The 14,880-nt window shown below is 36.7% G+C and carries 15 protein-coding genes, 2 tRNA genes and 1 pseudogene; 11 read left to right on the forward strand and 7 right to left on the reverse strand.

The window, feature by feature from the left end; all coding sequences use genetic code 11:
- Positions 1–85: 85 nt before the first annotated feature.
- Complete coding sequence (locus ADI74_RS04000; protein WP_049537160.1) at positions 86–1,159, reverse strand: site-2 protease family protein; 1,074 nt, start codon at positions 1,157–1,159, stop codon at positions 86–88.
- 18 nt (positions 1,160–1,177) lie between these two features.
- Complete coding sequence (locus ADI74_RS04005) at positions 1,178–1,648, reverse strand: DUF3013 family protein (RefSeq protein ID WP_049537161.1); 471 nt, start codon at positions 1,646–1,648, stop codon at positions 1,178–1,180.
- Positions 1,649–1,763: 115 nt separating this feature from the next.
- Here ADI74_RS04005 and ADI74_RS04010 point away from each other — a divergent pair, with 115 nt between their 5' ends.
- The 5 genes from ADI74_RS04010 to ADI74_RS04030 all read left to right on the forward strand — a co-directional run bounded on the left by ADI74_RS04010 (position 1,764) and on the right by ADI74_RS04030 (position 4,758).
- On the forward strand, positions 1,764–3,035 hold the full coding sequence (locus tag ADI74_RS04010) for a replication-associated recombination protein A (RefSeq protein WP_049537164.1): 1,272 nt from the start codon (positions 1,764–1,766) through the stop codon (positions 3,033–3,035).
- 264 nt (positions 3,036–3,299) lie between these two features.
- Positions 3,300–3,372 (forward strand) — tRNA-Lys (locus tag ADI74_RS04015).
- A 152-nt stretch (positions 3,373–3,524) separates the two neighbouring features.
- A complete protein-coding gene (locus ADI74_RS04020; RefSeq protein WP_009730472.1) occupies positions 3,525–3,884 on the forward strand; it encodes a hypothetical protein in 360 nt (119 codons plus the stop codon).
- Positions 3,885–4,107: 223 nt separating this feature from the next.
- Positions 4,108–4,623 carry a DUF308 domain-containing protein gene (locus ADI74_RS04025; protein WP_049537166.1) on the forward strand — a complete coding sequence of 172 codons (516 nt, stop codon included), beginning with the start codon at positions 4,108–4,110 and terminating at the stop codon, positions 4,621–4,623.
- Positions 4,624–4,685: 62 nt separating this feature from the next.
- Positions 4,686–4,758, forward strand: a tRNA-Lys gene (locus ADI74_RS04030).
- A gap of 140 nt (positions 4,759–4,898) precedes the next feature.
- Here the strand turns inward: ADI74_RS04030 and ADI74_RS04035 are convergent.
- Together ADI74_RS04035 and ADI74_RS04040 are read right to left on the reverse strand one after the other, a co-directional pair.
- Positions 4,899–5,987 (reverse strand): AI-2E family transporter, encoded by a 1,089-nt coding sequence (locus ADI74_RS04035; RefSeq protein ID WP_001055024.1) that lies wholly within the window; start codon positions 5,985–5,987, stop codon positions 4,899–4,901.
- Positions 5,988–5,996: 9 nt separating this feature from the next.
- A complete protein-coding gene (locus ADI74_RS04040; protein ID WP_001062781.1) occupies positions 5,997–7,286 on the reverse strand; it encodes a membrane protein in 1,290 nt (429 codons plus the stop codon).
- A gap of 805 nt (positions 7,287–8,091) precedes the next feature.
- On the opposite strand from ADI74_RS04040, the gene ADI74_RS04045 reads away from it, so the two are divergent.
- Positions 8,092–9,237, forward strand: coding sequence for a low temperature requirement protein A (locus tag ADI74_RS04045; RefSeq protein WP_049537168.1), 1,146 nt, complete (start codon positions 8,092–8,094; stop codon positions 9,235–9,237).
- Positions 9,238–9,695: 458 nt separating this feature from the next.
- Here the strand turns inward: ADI74_RS04045 and ADI74_RS04050 are convergent, their stop codons facing one another.
- Complete coding sequence (locus tag ADI74_RS04050) at positions 9,696–11,177, reverse strand: M protein trans-acting positive regulator PRD domain-containing protein (RefSeq protein ID WP_049537169.1); 1,482 nt, start codon at positions 11,175–11,177, stop codon at positions 9,696–9,698.
- 296 nt (positions 11,178–11,473) lie between these two features.
- On the opposite strand from ADI74_RS04050, the gene ADI74_RS04055 reads away from it, so the two are divergent.
- The 5 genes from ADI74_RS04055 to ADI74_RS04075 all read left to right on the forward strand — a co-directional run bounded on the left by ADI74_RS04055 (position 11,474) and on the right by ADI74_RS04075 (position 13,395).
- Positions 11,474–11,710 (forward strand): GlsB/YeaQ/YmgE family stress response membrane protein, encoded by a 237-nt coding sequence (locus ADI74_RS04055; RefSeq protein ID WP_033630119.1) that lies wholly within the window; start codon positions 11,474–11,476, stop codon positions 11,708–11,710.
- A 99-nt stretch (positions 11,711–11,809) separates the two neighbouring features.
- Positions 11,810–12,373 (forward strand): alkaline shock response membrane anchor protein AmaP, encoded by a 564-nt coding sequence (amaP, locus tag ADI74_RS04060; protein ID WP_049537172.1) that lies wholly within the window; start codon positions 11,810–11,812, stop codon positions 12,371–12,373.
- A gap of 10 nt (positions 12,374–12,383) precedes the next feature.
- Complete coding sequence (locus ADI74_RS04065) at positions 12,384–12,554, forward strand: DUF2273 domain-containing protein (RefSeq protein ID WP_000454669.1); 171 nt, start codon at positions 12,384–12,386, stop codon at positions 12,552–12,554.
- A gap of 11 nt (positions 12,555–12,565) precedes the next feature.
- Entirely contained in the window at positions 12,566–13,150 is a 585-nt protein-coding gene (locus tag ADI74_RS04070; protein WP_049537174.1) for an Asp23/Gls24 family envelope stress response protein, read from the forward strand.
- Between the two features lie 41 nt (positions 13,151–13,191).
- Positions 13,192–13,395 carry a CsbD family protein gene (locus tag ADI74_RS04075; RefSeq protein ID WP_000102421.1) on the forward strand — a complete coding sequence of 68 codons (204 nt, stop codon included), beginning with the start codon at positions 13,192–13,194 and terminating at the stop codon, positions 13,393–13,395.
- A gap of 218 nt (positions 13,396–13,613) precedes the next feature.
- Here the strand turns inward: ADI74_RS04075 and ADI74_RS04080 are convergent.
- Together ADI74_RS04080 and ADI74_RS04085 are read right to left on the reverse strand one after the other, a co-directional pair.
- A pseudogene (locus tag ADI74_RS04080) lies at positions 13,614–14,136 on the reverse strand (hypothetical protein).
- Between the two features lie 67 nt (positions 14,137–14,203).
- Positions 14,204–14,728, reverse strand: coding sequence for a hypothetical protein (locus ADI74_RS04085; RefSeq protein ID WP_049537176.1), 525 nt, complete (start codon positions 14,726–14,728; stop codon positions 14,204–14,206).
- Positions 14,729–14,880: the final 152 nt, after the last annotated feature.

Raw genomic sequence — 14,880 nt, forward strand, 5'->3', positions numbered from 1 at the left:
ACTTCAACCCCTCTTCAGAAACACCAGTTAGATCCCCTTCTCATTTATATCAAGCAATCAAGCCGATTGAAACAAACCTAGCTTGTCAGCTTACAACAGAGTTTTCTTCATGGATTTCCTTCTCCAACTCTGCTAACCAGTTTTCATAGTAGCGTTTCTCATCTCGCAACATGCGACTAGTATTCATTTTCTGTCTAGCAATCTTCATAGCCTTGCGAGTTTGAGCCATGTCGTTCCTTACCTTAAATTGATACCAGGCTTGAATGCTCTGCATGTCTGCCATTTTTAGAGACAAAAAGGATTTAACTCCTCGATTACTTGCATACTCCTCCGCTTTTTCATGATCTCCTTCTAGCAAGGCGATTTGAAGAAGGTATAATTGAGAAATCGTTTTAGACATTGGATTATCTGTTTTCTCTAGCAAAGACTGAAACTGTTGCTTTGCAAGCTCTATATTATCATCCAATAGGAATACCAAGCCCTGAAGAGTCTGAACACTTTCTGCAAAACTCCCTCTCGCATCCTCATCAACAGGCATGATAAAGTCTTTCAAATCATATTCTTGAGGAGCTAGCAAGGTCTGGGCAGAATGCCTCAACACCAAGTAGGCGTATTGGGTATTTTCAGGATGTTGTAGCAATTCCCAAATTTTTGCTCCATCGGTAATACCAACTGGCTTAGCATTGATGAGAAGAAAAGATACATTAAGACAAATCCAAGTAGCCGCAAAATACCAGCTTCTTGTCAAAAATCCATACAATATCGCCAATAAAATCAAGCTAAGATGAACCATCAAACCGCCTGCAAGCATCAGGATGATTCTTTGGTCGCTTTCATCTTCTTTCAATCCAATATACTGAGCACCAACATTTTTCAGAACAGCTGTTCGACTAAGAGAAAACTTTCCTGACTTTTTGGTCAGAAGAAAATTCCCTAATCCAAAAGCCACCAGTCGATAGCCTGTCAGGTAACCGCAAAATGCGTGTCCCAGCTCATGAAGGATAAATATCAGATAGATGCTGAAGAAAGTAAATAGGTAACCTGGAACAAAGACAAACGAAAAGTCTAACTCTTTAAAGGCAATTGTCCCAAAAGCAAATCCTAGCATCAAAAAAACAAAGGACAGACCAGAGATAAAAGACAAGCCTATTTTCTTCATATACTTCCTCTCTAGTTTCTAATACCTTGGGTAAGGATAAAATTCTCCTTCCTCCAAGCCAACTTTTCCTTCTTCAAAGACTTCTTGGTTCCATTCCATGACAAACTCCTCTGCTTCTGGGTCTTCCAAAAAGTCCATGAGCGCATCCAGCCCAACCTCTGCAGTGTCTTTGAGGAATAGCGCAAAATAAGCTAAAAACTCACGAGAAAAACCTTTTTTAGGTAGGTAAGGGATAGCTGTCAAATAGTCTTCCTCATTGACTGTTGACTTGGCAGGATTGTAGAAAAGGACTGCTTCCTCAAAGAGGATATCGTCTGACGAAACTTTTCCATCCTCATCCACCATCTCTACTCCTGCAGCATTTTGTGCTTCTAGAAGAAAACTCACTTCAACCGCGTGATTGCGTTTGTCCCAGCTAATCTCAAAGTCAAAAGGAAAGTTCTTGTCCAATTCTTCCTCTAAAACATCTAAAAATCCGTATGTTGCCATTTTGTCCTCTTTCTATGCGACTCTTAAATCGCCCCGAATACTCGGAATTATGCTAAAATAGATACTACCATCTTACCACATATACATCAGAAAATCCATGTTAGAAAGGACTGCTATGCCTGACAATCTCGCGCTTCGCATGCGCCCAAAAACCATCGACCAGGTCATCGGTCAAGAGCATCTGGTAGGACCTGGAAAAATTATCCGTCGTATGGTGGAAGCAAATCGCCTGTCCTCCATGATTCTCTACGGACCTCCGGGTATCGGAAAGACCAGTATCGCCTCTGCCATCGCTGGAACGACCAAGTATGCCTTTCGGACCTTCAATGCCACTGTTGATAGCAAAAAACGTCTCCAAGAAATCGCTGAAGAAGCTAAATTTTCTGGTGGATTGGTCCTACTACTGGATGAGATTCACCGACTAGATAAAACCAAGCAAGACTTTCTTCTGCCACTCTTGGAAAGTGGTCTGGTTATCATGATTGGAGCGACGACTGAAAATCCCTTCTTTTCTGTCACTCCTGCTATTCGTAGCCGTGTTCAGATTTTTGAACTGGAACCTCTGTCTAACCAAAACGTCAAAGAAGCGATTCAAATGGCCCTGACTGACCCTGAACGAGGTTTTGATTTCCCAGTTGAGCTAGATGAGGATGCCCTTGATTTTATCGCAACATCTACCAACGGAGACCTCCGTTCTGCCTTTAATTCACTAGATTTGGCTGTTCTATCTACCCCTGAGAATGACAAGGGTATCCGCCATATCACGCTCGATATCATGGAAAATAGCCTTCAGCGAAGCTATATTACTATGGACAAGGATGGGGATGGGCACTATGATGTTCTCTCAGCCCTGCAAAAATCCATCCGCGGATCAGATGTGGATGCCAGTCTCCACTACGCAGCCCGCTTGATTGAAGCTGGTGATCTGCCCAGTCTCGCTCGTCGCTTGACTGTTATCGCTTATGAAGATATCGGCTTGGCCAATCCTGAGGCACAGATTCATACCGTAACTGCTCTAGATGCCGCACAAAGGATTGGTTTCCCAGAAGCTCGCATCCTCATTGCTAATGTCGTGATTGACTTGGCACTTTCACCCAAATCCAACTCAGCCTATGTGGCCATGGACAAGGCCCTTGCTGATCTCAAAACATCAGGGCATTTGCCTATCCCTCGACACCTGCGCGATGGCCACTACAGCGGAAGCAAGGAACTAGGGAATGCGCAAAACTATCTCTATCCACACAACTATCCTGGACACTGGGTCAAACAAGACTATTTGCCAGAAAAGATTCGCAATCATAGCTACTTCTCTCCAGAAGATACTGGCAAGTACGAACGGGCCTTAGCTCAACGCAAGGAAACCATTGATAAATTAAGACACTTGTGAAATCCTTTTCAAAAAAATAAATTTTCCTCTTGAATTTTTTGAAAAAAGTGGTATCATATAAATATAGAAACGCTGTGGTGTACGACTTCACACTTAAGTGTTGACCGACTATTTTTTGTATTATTAGGGAAACAAAAGTCTTCTAACAGCATGTAGGCCGTCTCACACGGAAACAGCTTCAGTTAGAGCGAGTTGCCCACCTGCTTAATTGCGCGGGTTCAATACAAACCGTGAAGTTTCGGCACCAATACAGCTTTTTTCTTTGCCTCCTTAGCTCAGCTGGCAGAGCAGCGGACTCTTAATCCGTGGGTCACAGGTTCGATCCCTGTAGGGGGCATCTAAATCAACAGGAAAAGTCTTGAGTTCCAAGGCTTTTTTTGTGTCCTCCCTACTTTTATTCTATAAACAGATACTCAAGATATATTTTGTGTGTAAAAAAGTTCTTTTACCCCTCTACGAAAAACAAAAAAGATTCTTACCTTTGCAAATTTGGATAAGATAGCAGAATATTTTAATGCAACTCCAACCCAACTCTTTGGAACGAGTAAAGAGATTGAGTTAGAAAAGAGTGTTCTTGAATCTAATGAATACTCTGATAAAGTAAGTGAAATCTTAAAAGCTGTCAAATACATCGAGCATTTCCTACATACTGATGGACAGTACTTAGAGGATTTACTTTACCTAACAAGAGGCAACCAACTATACATAGAAGATGGAAAAGAGTTGTATATTGATCCAACTTCTCAGAAAAGAACACTTCATACCCAATATGAACCTGGTTTTATTGAAGCAAGAGATAAATCTCCACTAGAACTCTTAATTGAAAATAAGGAATTGTTTGATAAATAGAAAAAGCGAGGATAACCTCGCTTCAGATTGAAGTTAAAATCTTTAGAAGACACTTTTATAAGGACTTTGTCTTCAATCTGTGAAAAGGAGTGAAAACTCCTTTTCTTTTTGTAAGTCAGACTGAAACTTCCAAATTGTTTATTTATTTTATTGACATTTTCTATAAAAATAAGTACAATAGTCTTATTATCAAACTATACTATACTATGTAGGGGGTATTGAAATGAAATTTTCTAATCGTTTACTGCTATTTCTTGCAGGAGTTGTTTTTGTCCTTTTAGGACTTTTCCTATTTACAAACCCAGTAGCTAATCTTGTTGCTTACAGCTGGTGGATTGCATTTGGTTTACTGGTTTCTTCTATAGCAGCTATTTTAGGCTATTTCTCTGTACCAAAAGTGCTTCGCTCACCTGTTTATCTTTTCCAAGGATTTGTTAGTCTTCTCTTAGCTCTTTACCTCGTTGCCTATGGCTTTGTGACGCTGCCAGTTGTCATTCCAACTATTTTAGGAATTTGGTTAATTGTAGAAGCCATTATAGCTTTCTTTAAAGGCAATCGTCTGGGATTGATTTTCCCTATTATTGGCAACCATATCATGTGGGTAGCCTTGCTTGCATTTTTACTAGGTCTAGTGATTTTGTTCAATCCAGTAGCTACAAGTGTCTTTGTCGTTTATGTCGTTGCCTTTGCATTTTTAATTGTTGGTTTCACCTATATCCTTGATGCCTTTCGTAAATAATCTAGCTGCCATTTTGGGCATATTAAAATAGCTGGGAAGTTACATTCTCAGCTTTTTCTGTTGCCTCCTTAGCTCAGTTGGTAGAGCAGTAGACTCTTAAGCTATGGGGCGCAGGTTCGAGCCCTGCAGGGGGCACATCTAAATCAACAGAAATAAGCCTTGAAACCAAGGCTTTTTTTAACGTCTAATAGCTTTTTGTAGAAAAGTATTTAAAAATAAAAGAGAAGAGAATCTCTCACTCTCTTCTCAGTATATCTTATTAAATTTAGTTTTTCTTAATCTAGCTGATTTTCCTTTGCAACGACAAATTCCTTAACCAATCGATAGATAACAGCAAATATCGGTGTAAAGAATATCATCCCAAGTAAGCCAAAGAGATTGCCTCCAATACTAGCAGCCGCAAGCGTGAAAATAGCTGGCAAACCAATAGATTGACCTACAACTCTAGGATAAATAAGGTTTCCTTCAATCAGCTGTATAACTTGATATAGAAGAAGAGAAAGTAAGGCTTGAGTAGGACTCACTGTGAAGATAAAAATCGCTCCCACAACACAAGCAATCATAGGCCCTACATAAGGAATGAACGATAGCACTCCTGCAAATATACCTGTCATTACCCCATAAGGTAGTCCAAACAGGCTGTAGCCAACCGCTATCATAACTCCTATGATGACTGCTTCAATCAGCTGACTCATCAAAAATTGGTCATAAGTCTCTAGTGCTACTTGTCCAATGTAAGTTAACTTTGTCACCACTTTCTCTGGAAATATAACTTTTAGAAGTCTACTCGTCATCGCTGCCAGATGTTCCTTACTGGATAAAAATAAAAAGGTAAATACTATAATCAGAAAGGCATTCATTATACTTGAAAAAATATTTCCTATATTACTAGTCAGACCGGATAAGAAGGTTATCAAAGCTTGACTAATAGAGCTAGACTGTCCCTGAATTCCTGATACGATAGTTGACAGCATGTCTTTGGTTACAAATTCCGAGCTGTCTAGCAATTTCCCAAGTTGAGTCAGGACTGTTGAAAGGACTGCTCCCAGCTGACTAATAGTCTGAGCAAGGGTTGGAAGCACCAAAACCAAAAGACAGATCACGATTAAGATAAGAGATAGGAAAACAAGCACCATAGCAATCGGACGGCGCAACCCTGCCTTTACCTTCATTTTAACTAGGAATTCTTCAATTTTTTTCATGGGAACATTGAGCACAAAAGCAATGACAGCACCATAAATCAAGGTAGAAGTTACTTCAAAGAGAGATACTGCCCCTGATATAAAGCTTGATGCATTCAGAATTACAAGAGTAACCAGCCCTATAAAAAGTATTAATGGGGTGTATTTTTTTACTAAATTCATAAATTCTCCTTAATAAACATGTTTAGATACGACTATACTATTTGGTTTTTCAAACTCTCGGTCAAGGTAAGCTTGGTAAGTTCCTGGTGCGATAAATCCTTTGGGTGAGAGGATATCGGTGCCAGCCTGACCGACTATGGTATCAGCCAAGAGCACACAGTTTGTAGATAAGACAAAGTAGGATTTAAACTTAGATTTGATAAATTTATAAAGTTCCCCATCTGTCTCATGTCTGATTTTATAAGCGTAGGTGTAGTCTTCCTTACCATCACCTGTCATGATTTTATCTGCACTTGGCTCCCATGGAATCGTCAGTTGTTTCAATTCAGCCAACTTTTTCTGAACTGCTTTTTCCATTTCAGGCGTCAAATCTATCCCATAACCAAAAAGCGTTTTTTGACTCTCACGTTTACATAGGTCAATGTACTTGTCACGATCACAGAAATATAAGACACCATCTCCTACCATGCCAAATAAGGTCTCAGAAGACGGATCATAGTTGCCATAAGAAATAACACGGCCTTGATAGCAGATATCCACATGACCAATTGCCGAAAACAGAGAGGTCTCAGCTGTATGAACAAAAATTTCAAGCTCCGCTGTCTTACCAGACTTCACCATTCCAAGATGGATATCCTCTCTCTCATCAGCATTTTCCTGCATGAATTTGTTGATTTTTGCTAAAGTTCTTGCAGGGATGAGAGCGGCTAGGACAATAGGTAAGCTAATTCTAATACGACGTTTGAGATGGTTTTTCCCAATTTCCCCTTCAAATAAGAAACCGTCACGGATATTGGACAGACCATAAAGGAAAAAATAAGCCCCTAATACAAAGAGTTGAAAGACAGAATTTCCTGTAGAGGACAAAAGACTAGTCCCACCAAGAAAAACTAGTACGAGTCCATCTAGTAAGAGACGAAAACGAGGTCGAATTTTGTTTTTGCGGTAGAGAACATAGGTGACAAGGTTAATACTAGCATGAAAAATCTGATAAACTCCAATCACAAGAGCCAAAATATAAATCGGCACATCCGTCGCAAGATTGGAGCCAAGCAAATATCCCAGCACTAACAATTTAACCAGTGCAACTCCCAAGGTGTCCGTTGACTGACTTTTTTTGAAAATACGTAATACTAAATCTAAGACCGTTGCTATCCAAGCTAAAAACAGAACCAGTCGAATAACCTTTACTGGCAACCAAGTCCCCGTAACCATCAAGATAAGACCTAGCAGAACAAACAAGAACCCCTGAGCAAGTAATTTCTTACCTGTCAGACCTAAAGATAGAATTTTCGCCATATAAAAACCTTTCAACAATAAAAATTAAACACTCCGATTAAACTGACTAGTAAATAGCCAACACTACAAACAGCCTGTGCCAGCAACATATGGTGACTAGAAATGACTGTAGTAATGTCACCATCTTGTCTTATGCACTTCTAAAATTTGTTATATTGATTAGAAGCCAGAGCTTATAAAAACTAGCTAAACTCGAGAGATAGACACAATTGCGACGAAAAAATGTATAACCAATTCAACTTGTTAAGGTAAGAAAGCATTATTTCCAATCTATTAATTATTCATCTATTACCTATTATGACACAATATTCCCTATAGTTCAACTTTTTACTTGTTTTTATATTACACGGACTAAAAAGTTTTCAACAGTTGATTGCATTTGTTTTAATAAGTTTTAACCTTTCTTGGTTAGATAAAAAAAGAACCATACAGTTTAGAATCTGTATGGTTTTTGCCCCACTTTTGTCCCATTTTTAAATCATGACATTGAAAATACCTAAAATCACTTATATTTCAATATTTTTAATTGCTCTCAATATGAAAGTCCTTTCCAAATCCCTGTAGGGGGCATCTAAATACAACAGGAAAAAGCCTTGATTTACAAGGCATTTTTGTGTAGTCTTAGCACTAAAAAACGATAGAAAAAACACCCCTTCTGAACTGCACCCCAAAAGTTAGACAGAAAAAACCTAACTTTTGTGGCGCAGTTCATTCGCGTCACATGAAGTTATTTAAGCATCTTCTTTTCTTTTATTACCATTTTCTGTTATAATAAATTGTACTTCTAAAATAGAAAGGTCTTAAGATGACAACTCTTATTAAACATAAACGTGTAGAATTTTCAGAACTTTTTTATGACTTAGTTTTTGTTTTTGCAATTTCAAAAGTAACTACTTTAATTGACCATCTTCATAACGGTATTTTGACTTGGAATTCTTTCCTTGATTTTTTCATTGCTACTTTGCTTCTCATCAATTCCTGGATGATTCAAACCGATTATACCAATCGCTATGGAAAGAACTCTTTATTTAACATAGTAATCATGTTTATCAAAATGGGAATTTTACTCTTTATAGCCAATATGATTGGACCTGATTGGCAACAATATTTTCATTATCTCTGTTGGGCTATTGGTACATTAACCCTTACCTTATTTTTTCAATATTTGGTTGAATTTTTTAGAAAATCAACCGATGATGTTAATCGGGAAAGTATCAAAGGTTTTCTATGGATAACAGCTCTAGGAAGTTTAGGAGTCTATCTAGCAGCTCTTCTTCCTATTTACGTTGGAGTCTCTGTCTTATTTGCTAGTATTCTGCTAACATTTATTATGCCAAGTATCTTGCTTAATAAAGATAAGCATTACCAGGTAAATCTCCCCCATTTAATCGAGCGCATCTCCCTTCTTGTCATTATTATGTTTGGAGAGATGATTACGGAGCTAGCTAACTTCTTTACAATCGAGAATTTCTCGATTTATTCGGTTCTTTATTTCATTATTATGATTTCTCTGTTCTTGTTTTATTTTGGTCAATTCGACCATGCTATTGATGAAAAATCTAATCAAAAGGGGCTATTTCTAATTTACAGTCACTATCCTATTTTCATTGGACTTATGATGATGACTGTATCGATGGGCTTTCTTCAGAATCCTGAAGCTAATCGTCTCTTTGCAACCAGCTTCTCTTATATCGGATTTGGCCTCTTCCAAGTTGCTGTCCTAGTAAATGGGCCCTGTAACAAACACTATCTTCGCTATTCGAAAAGTTACTACTGTGTCCAAGCGACACTCTATCTGGCTGCCTTGATTCTCTCTTTAATCTTTGCTTCTAATCCTATAATAGTAGTGAGTATTACAACCATTTTAGCTCTAGCTATAGCCATTCATTTTATTTATTTTTATATGACACAGAATAAAAAATATTCCAAATCTAACTGGGGGTTCTTTTAATGAGTTTATAACATAAAAAAGCTTTGGGAACCAAGGCTTTATATGATATCAATCACCGACCACGAAAATGTTTAGCTTACAGAACTGCTAGTGAAGCTCTAGAGGATGAGTTCGAGTAAATGTTGCACTTATTCTTGCAATTTATCATTTACTTGATGCACGAACTCGATATTTTTTTCGTTAATTTGTTTTTGCCCCACTTTTGCCCCATTTTTAAATCCTGACATTGAAAATACCTAAAAGTATTTCCCTAAAATCAGCTATATTTCAACATTTTTGTTTATTTTCAATATGAAAAGTTCTTACAAATTCATGCAGGGGGCATCTAAATCAACAGGAAAAAGCCTTGGTTTCAGGGCTTTTTTGCTTAGTTTTTTAGGATATTCTGAGTTTAGTATAGAGGAAATTCTTTTCTTATAAAACAAAAAACGCTATGTAGCGTTTTTTGTTATTCCTAGTTACTCGTCTAATCGAATAAACATCATTGCGTTAAGCAAAGAGATGAGAGCGACTGTATTGACATTATTGGAATAGATCAGTCTCTTATTTTCAATAGGAGGAATAATAAAATTAGAAATAATGATGTCGTAAGGTGATTCCTTTAGAGACTCAAGTGATAACTCTAATTCACCCCAAACCTCCAGCTCAAAATTGTTACTGCAATAGTAAGCAAGTGTCTCGGCTACTGATTTTGCATGATACTGATCAAAATTACTCATGACCAAAACCTTTAATTTAGGTTGATTTTGTAAAAGATTTAACACTAAGTGTTTGCTATGGGTGATAAAAGTATAGGACAAATGATTGACCTTCATTGAATTACGATCCATATCCAAAGCCTCTAGATAATGTTCAATCCCTTCCTTCACCTCTGAAACAAAGCGAGGGAAAATATTTTGAAAGTTCTTGATTGTATTGCCTTTTTGATCAAATAAGATAAACTCTGTCGATAATTCCTGACGATGCAGATGTGCAGTATTATGCAGATGCCAAATCAGATTGTCCTTATTGTCTACTTGGAGATTATACTCTCTTGATACCTGATCCACCAAATCTCCCAATAACTGATACGATTTTTTTACATAGCTGTCCGTTTTTGCATGGTTGAGAAATACTTCTTCATCTATGAAAAACATTTTTTGAAAATAGGATACAAACAGTTGACCGATCACTTCTTTATTCAGAGAAATCTGATATTCAGAATCAAAGCTCGCTACAATCTCGTCAATTCCTTCTGCCTGCATGAAAGATTCTAACAATTGATTGTTAAAAGAGTCTCTCTCAACTTCCATGAAATGACCAAACTTTATGCGATATAAATTTGTAACTAGAAGTAATTTTAACATTCTATGAGTTGATAAATTCATCGGGAAAGAAGTTGCTTTATAGACTAATTCCAATAATTGAGACAAGGGTTCTACCGAAAAATCTTCAAAGGGCCATTCAAGGAAATAATATTTCTCTGAAAAATACTGGGCAAAAAAGTAACGGATATCAATCTCATTTCCAGTGATTCGAACTGGATTGAGGCTTATTTCAAAACGATATTGTTTCTTAATAATTTTATTAATGTGACTGATGATACGATAAAGAGAGGAAGAACTGATATAAAACTCTTTGCAGATACTATCAGTATCACATCCTTCATTAAAGAAGATAAATTCTAAAATTGAAAAATGAGTTGAATGCTTAAAAAAATGATGATAGACCATCTCAATATCACTATCATCGGTATTAATGATACGGATACCATTTGTTGAGGAATGAAATATCAAGTCAGGAAAAGAAGATCTGACTTGAGACAAGTCATCTTTTACAGAACGTTCTGTACAGTGCAATAATTCTGCTAGTTCTGAAATATGAAACCAGCGTTTGTTTTCAAATAGTAATTCTAATAATTCTAATTGTCTATGACTTTTTTTCGATAATAAATCTCTCATGAATAGCTTTTCTCTCTTTATAATAAACTAAAGGATTGTCTTTCAATCTTCATGCAATTATACCACATGGAGTGCATTTATCCTCTTACAACGACTTTTGCTTGTCATAAAAAGACTAGTCTAATCCCTTAGAAACCCAGTAGCATCAAGATTTTCTTATTTATTTGTACCTAAAGTACATGTTTACAGTACGGTTTTTAAGACCAACTATTATGTTTCCAAGTTGAAATACTATATAATTAGTTCAATCAAAGAAATTGACTCTTTGATTTAGAAATAGAAAAGGAGGATACACTATGTTGTGGTCCATTATTGTAGGAGGTCTTATTGGTCTCGCCGCAGGTGCAATCACTAAAAAAGGTGGTTCAATGGGATTGATTGCAAATATCTTTGCAGGTCTTATCGGTTCATCTGTAGGGCAATCACTTCTAGGAAGCTGGGGACCTTCATTGGCTGGAATGGCTATTATTCCGTCAATCGTTGGTGCTGTGATTGTTGTTGCAGTCGTTTCATTTCTATTTGGTAAAAAATAAGCATTACCTAATAAGAAATTAAAAGTGATAAGCCATAATTTTGAATACTGTAGACGGGTAAAATTATGGTTTAAAGCTTTTCAATTGAAAGGATTTAATATGTCAAAATCAAAGAAAATATTGTTACTTATTTTCTGTATCTTAATCTTGACTATTTTCCTTCCTATTCTCATAGATTATCATCAGGTCAGTGATTTAGATATCCACTTATTCAGTTGGAGAGAACTCTACGCTGAATTCCTGATTGCTAGATATGTCTTTTGGGGGACACTTGTCCTATCTGTTTTAGTTTTAATTTCAATGTTAGTGATACTCTTTTATCCTAAACAATATCTAGAGATTCAATTAGAAACTCAAGAAGATACATTAAAACTAAAAAATTCAGCTATCGAAGGCTTTGTTCGATGTTTGGTTATTGATCATCAGTTGATGAAAGAACCAACGGTCCATGTAAATAGCCGCAAAAATAAATGTTTCGTTACTGTAGAAGGTAAAATTCTTCCTTCAGACAACATCTCAAATCGATGTCTAGTCATTCAGGATGAAATAACTCATGGATTAAAGCAGTTCTTTGGTATTGAACGTGAGGTAAAACTTGAAGTTAAAGTTAAAGAAGTTGAACCTCAAAAAACGACCAAAAAGACTGTTAGTCGTGTAAAGTAAGGAAGTAAAAATGGAATGGTTTAAAAAATACCAGTATCCAATTATTGCAGGTTTAGTAGGTGTCATTCTCGCTTGCTTTATCTTATCCTTTGGCTTTTTCAAAACACTATTTGTACTAATTTGTGGAGCCTTAGGAGCATTTGCTGGATACTATGTTAAGGAAAAATATTTAAATAAATAAAGGAGTCTCGTATGTCAAACGTAGATAAAAATGTAGAAAAAAAAGATGTCGCTGTTGTTTCTCAAGATGTTAAAGGGGAACTCACTTATGAGGATAAAGTAATCCAAAAAATCATTGGTCTTTCACTTGAAAAAGTACCTGGACTTTTGGATGTGGATGGAGGATTCTTCTCTAATCTAACAGAAAAAATTATCAATACAGATAATGTCACTCATGGTGTCAATGTTGAAGTTGGGAAAGAGCAAGTTGCAGTTGACTTGAACATTGTTGTTGAATACCAAAAGAATGTCCCTGCTTTGTACAAAGAAATCAAAGATGTTGTGGTATCACAAGTTACAAAAATGACTGATCTAGAAGTTGTTGAAGTCAATGTGAATGTTGTTGATATCAAAACGAAGGAACAGCATGAAGCAGATTCAGTTAGCCTCCAAGACCGAGTAACTGACGTGGCTTCTTCAACAGGAGAATTTGCTTCAGAACAATTTGAAAAAGTGAAATCTGGTATCGGTTCAGGTGTTGCTGCTGTTCAAGAAAAAGTAGGCGAAGGTGTTGAAGCCGTTAAGGGTGAAGCAAAGGAAAAAGCTCGCGTACACTAATTCATCTGGTCTAAATCAATCAATTTAAAGGAGGCAGAATCATGTCAACAGAAGAAAAATTAAACCAAGCAAAAGGTTCCATTAAAGAAGGTGTCGGCAAAATGATTGGCGATGAAAAAATGGAAAAAGAAGGAACAGCTGAAAAAGTTGTTTCTAAAGTAAAAGAAGTTGCCGAAGATGCTAAAGACGCTGTCGAAGGCGCTATTGAAGGTGTTAAAAACATGCTTCACAAAGACGAAAAATAAGACTAAAAGTTAATTTATCTTATAACAATAGTAGTCAAAGAGAGAACATTTACTGTTCTCTTTTTTGTATATAGGATCCTAAAAACGATTCCGATTCTTCGTTAAAAGAAATTGTCAGTTGGAAAAAGCCTTGGAATCAAGGCTTTATTACTTGTTTAAAATAATATAGCTCCTTTTAAAGATACAACATTTAAAAGGTTGCAACCTACTAGACTTGCTTATTTATCCACCACCTGAGCCTCAAATTGGGCTGGTTGGTTGTCTGGTAATGGTAATGGTAATCGTGTAGGGCTTGTTATTGGTGGCATCAAACACTTTTTCACCTTGGTAACTCACAACAACTCCATCTTTTACTAAATAAATATCTGGTTGCTTGTTTGGAAGTTCTTCATCCTCCTCGTCCAAACCATGGCTTTTTATAATTTTTTGTTCCGCTACCTCATAATATACATCACCATTTCTCTCACTCCAAACTCTTGAGCCAGTTAATTTAATTCTGCTTAAATCATTTTTCTTCAAGATAAAGAGTGAATAGTATTCCAAATCTTGTGTTCTGGGATTTACTCTTAAGTTGACGGATTGACCTGGTTGAAGAGTGTATTTGCCATAGTTCAACACTGAAAAGACAAACCAGACTAGCAGCAAACTATACAAGACTCCTATAAAGATTCGTGAGCGCCTACTTTTAAATAAACGTAAAAGTAAGACGAAAGAGACAATAAAGAGCAATTCTGTAAACATTTTGTCCCCTTTTTTATCCTCGTTGACATCCTGAACAGAGTCTCGCTTCCATTTCTCACTAGTAACATCAACCATACAAAGTCTCATACATCTTATCTAGAAAAGCTTTCAACTCTTTTTGAACAACCTTTAATAGACGTTCTTCTTCGGCTTGAGATATCGTCACACTTTCCTTATTTTGATTACTAATATAAGAATAGTAACTACGTTTTAGGGTTAATTGATGATCTAAAATATAGTAGGCATTTATTTTTTCCCCACTTACCATTGTTTCAAATAAAACCGAGACTTCATCCCTTCTAGGATTCGACATTTTCAAATCAATGTCTCCTTTTATCCCTATGGAGTCAATTCCTCCATCCAAGCGGATAGCACCGTCGGAAGGAACAATATAGCCTGCTTTTCGCATGTCAGACGCATATTTTCCTGAATCCATTAAATGTTGTAAGACAGCTATATTGTCACTCTCTTCAAAGGAGGTTTTTAATTGCATATGTTCTTGGTGGTTTTGATACTGAAAATAAAGATTGATACCAACAACTAAGGCAAGTACAGAAGCGAGCAAGATTCGTATTTTTCTAGGTCTCGACATTTTTATCTCCTCTATCTAAGAAATCATAGAAATCTTGTTTCCAACTTTGAAAGGCAACTGCCTTGTCCTCAGATATCTTTGGAACTCTAACTCAAGTGACTGCTATCTGCCCTTTTTCATGATATATTTTCGTATAGGTACTTCAACCATTT

Origin of the sequence: Streptococcus pseudopneumoniae, assembly GCF_001074565.1 — a bacterium.
Taxonomy (GTDB): Bacteria; Bacillota; Bacilli; order Lactobacillales; family Streptococcaceae; genus Streptococcus; species Streptococcus pseudopneumoniae_J.

Excerpts from the sequence above, each read along its gene's own strand:
- ADI74_RS04035 (WP_001055024.1), bottom strand. The coding sequence starts at position 5,987 with ATGAATTTAGTAAAAAAATACACCCCATTAATACTTTTTATAGGGCTG.
- ADI74_RS04010 (WP_049537164.1), top strand. The coding sequence starts at position 1,764 with ATGCCTGACAATCTCGCGCTTCGCATGCGCCCAAAAACCATCGACCAG.
- ADI74_RS04040 (WP_001062781.1), bottom strand. The coding sequence starts at position 7,286 with ATGGCGAAAATTCTATCTTTAGGTCTGACAGGTAAGAAATTACTTGCT.
- ADI74_RS04000 (WP_049537160.1), bottom strand. The coding sequence starts at position 1,159 with ATGAAGAAAATAGGCTTGTCTTTTATCTCTGGTCTGTCCTTTGTTTTT.
- ADI74_RS04055 (WP_033630119.1), top strand. The coding sequence starts at position 11,474 with ATGTTGTGGTCCATTATTGTAGGAGGTCTTATTGGTCTCGCCGCAGGT.
- ADI74_RS04065 (WP_000454669.1), top strand. The coding sequence starts at position 12,384 with ATGGAATGGTTTAAAAAATACCAGTATCCAATTATTGCAGGTTTAGTA.
- ADI74_RS04075 (WP_000102421.1), top strand. The coding sequence starts at position 13,192 with ATGTCAACAGAAGAAAAATTAAACCAAGCAAAAGGTTCCATTAAAGAA.
- amaP (WP_049537172.1), top strand. The coding sequence starts at position 11,810 with ATGTCAAAATCAAAGAAAATATTGTTACTTATTTTCTGTATCTTAATC.
- ADI74_RS04045 (WP_049537168.1), top strand. The coding sequence starts at position 8,092 with ATGACAACTCTTATTAAACATAAACGTGTAGAATTTTCAGAACTTTTT.
- ADI74_RS04085 (WP_049537176.1), bottom strand. The coding sequence starts at position 14,728 with ATGTCGAGACCTAGAAAAATACGAATCTTGCTCGCTTCTGTACTTGCC.
- ADI74_RS04025 (WP_049537166.1), top strand. The coding sequence starts at position 4,108 with ATGAAATTTTCTAATCGTTTACTGCTATTTCTTGCAGGAGTTGTTTTT.
- ADI74_RS04050 (WP_049537169.1), bottom strand. The coding sequence starts at position 11,177 with ATGAGAGATTTATTATCGAAAAAAAGTCATAGACAATTAGAATTATTA.
- ADI74_RS04070 (WP_049537174.1), top strand. The coding sequence starts at position 12,566 with ATGTCAAACGTAGATAAAAATGTAGAAAAAAAAGATGTCGCTGTTGTT.
- ADI74_RS04005 (WP_049537161.1), bottom strand. The coding sequence starts at position 1,648 with ATGGCAACATACGGATTTTTAGATGTTTTAGAGGAAGAATTGGACAAG.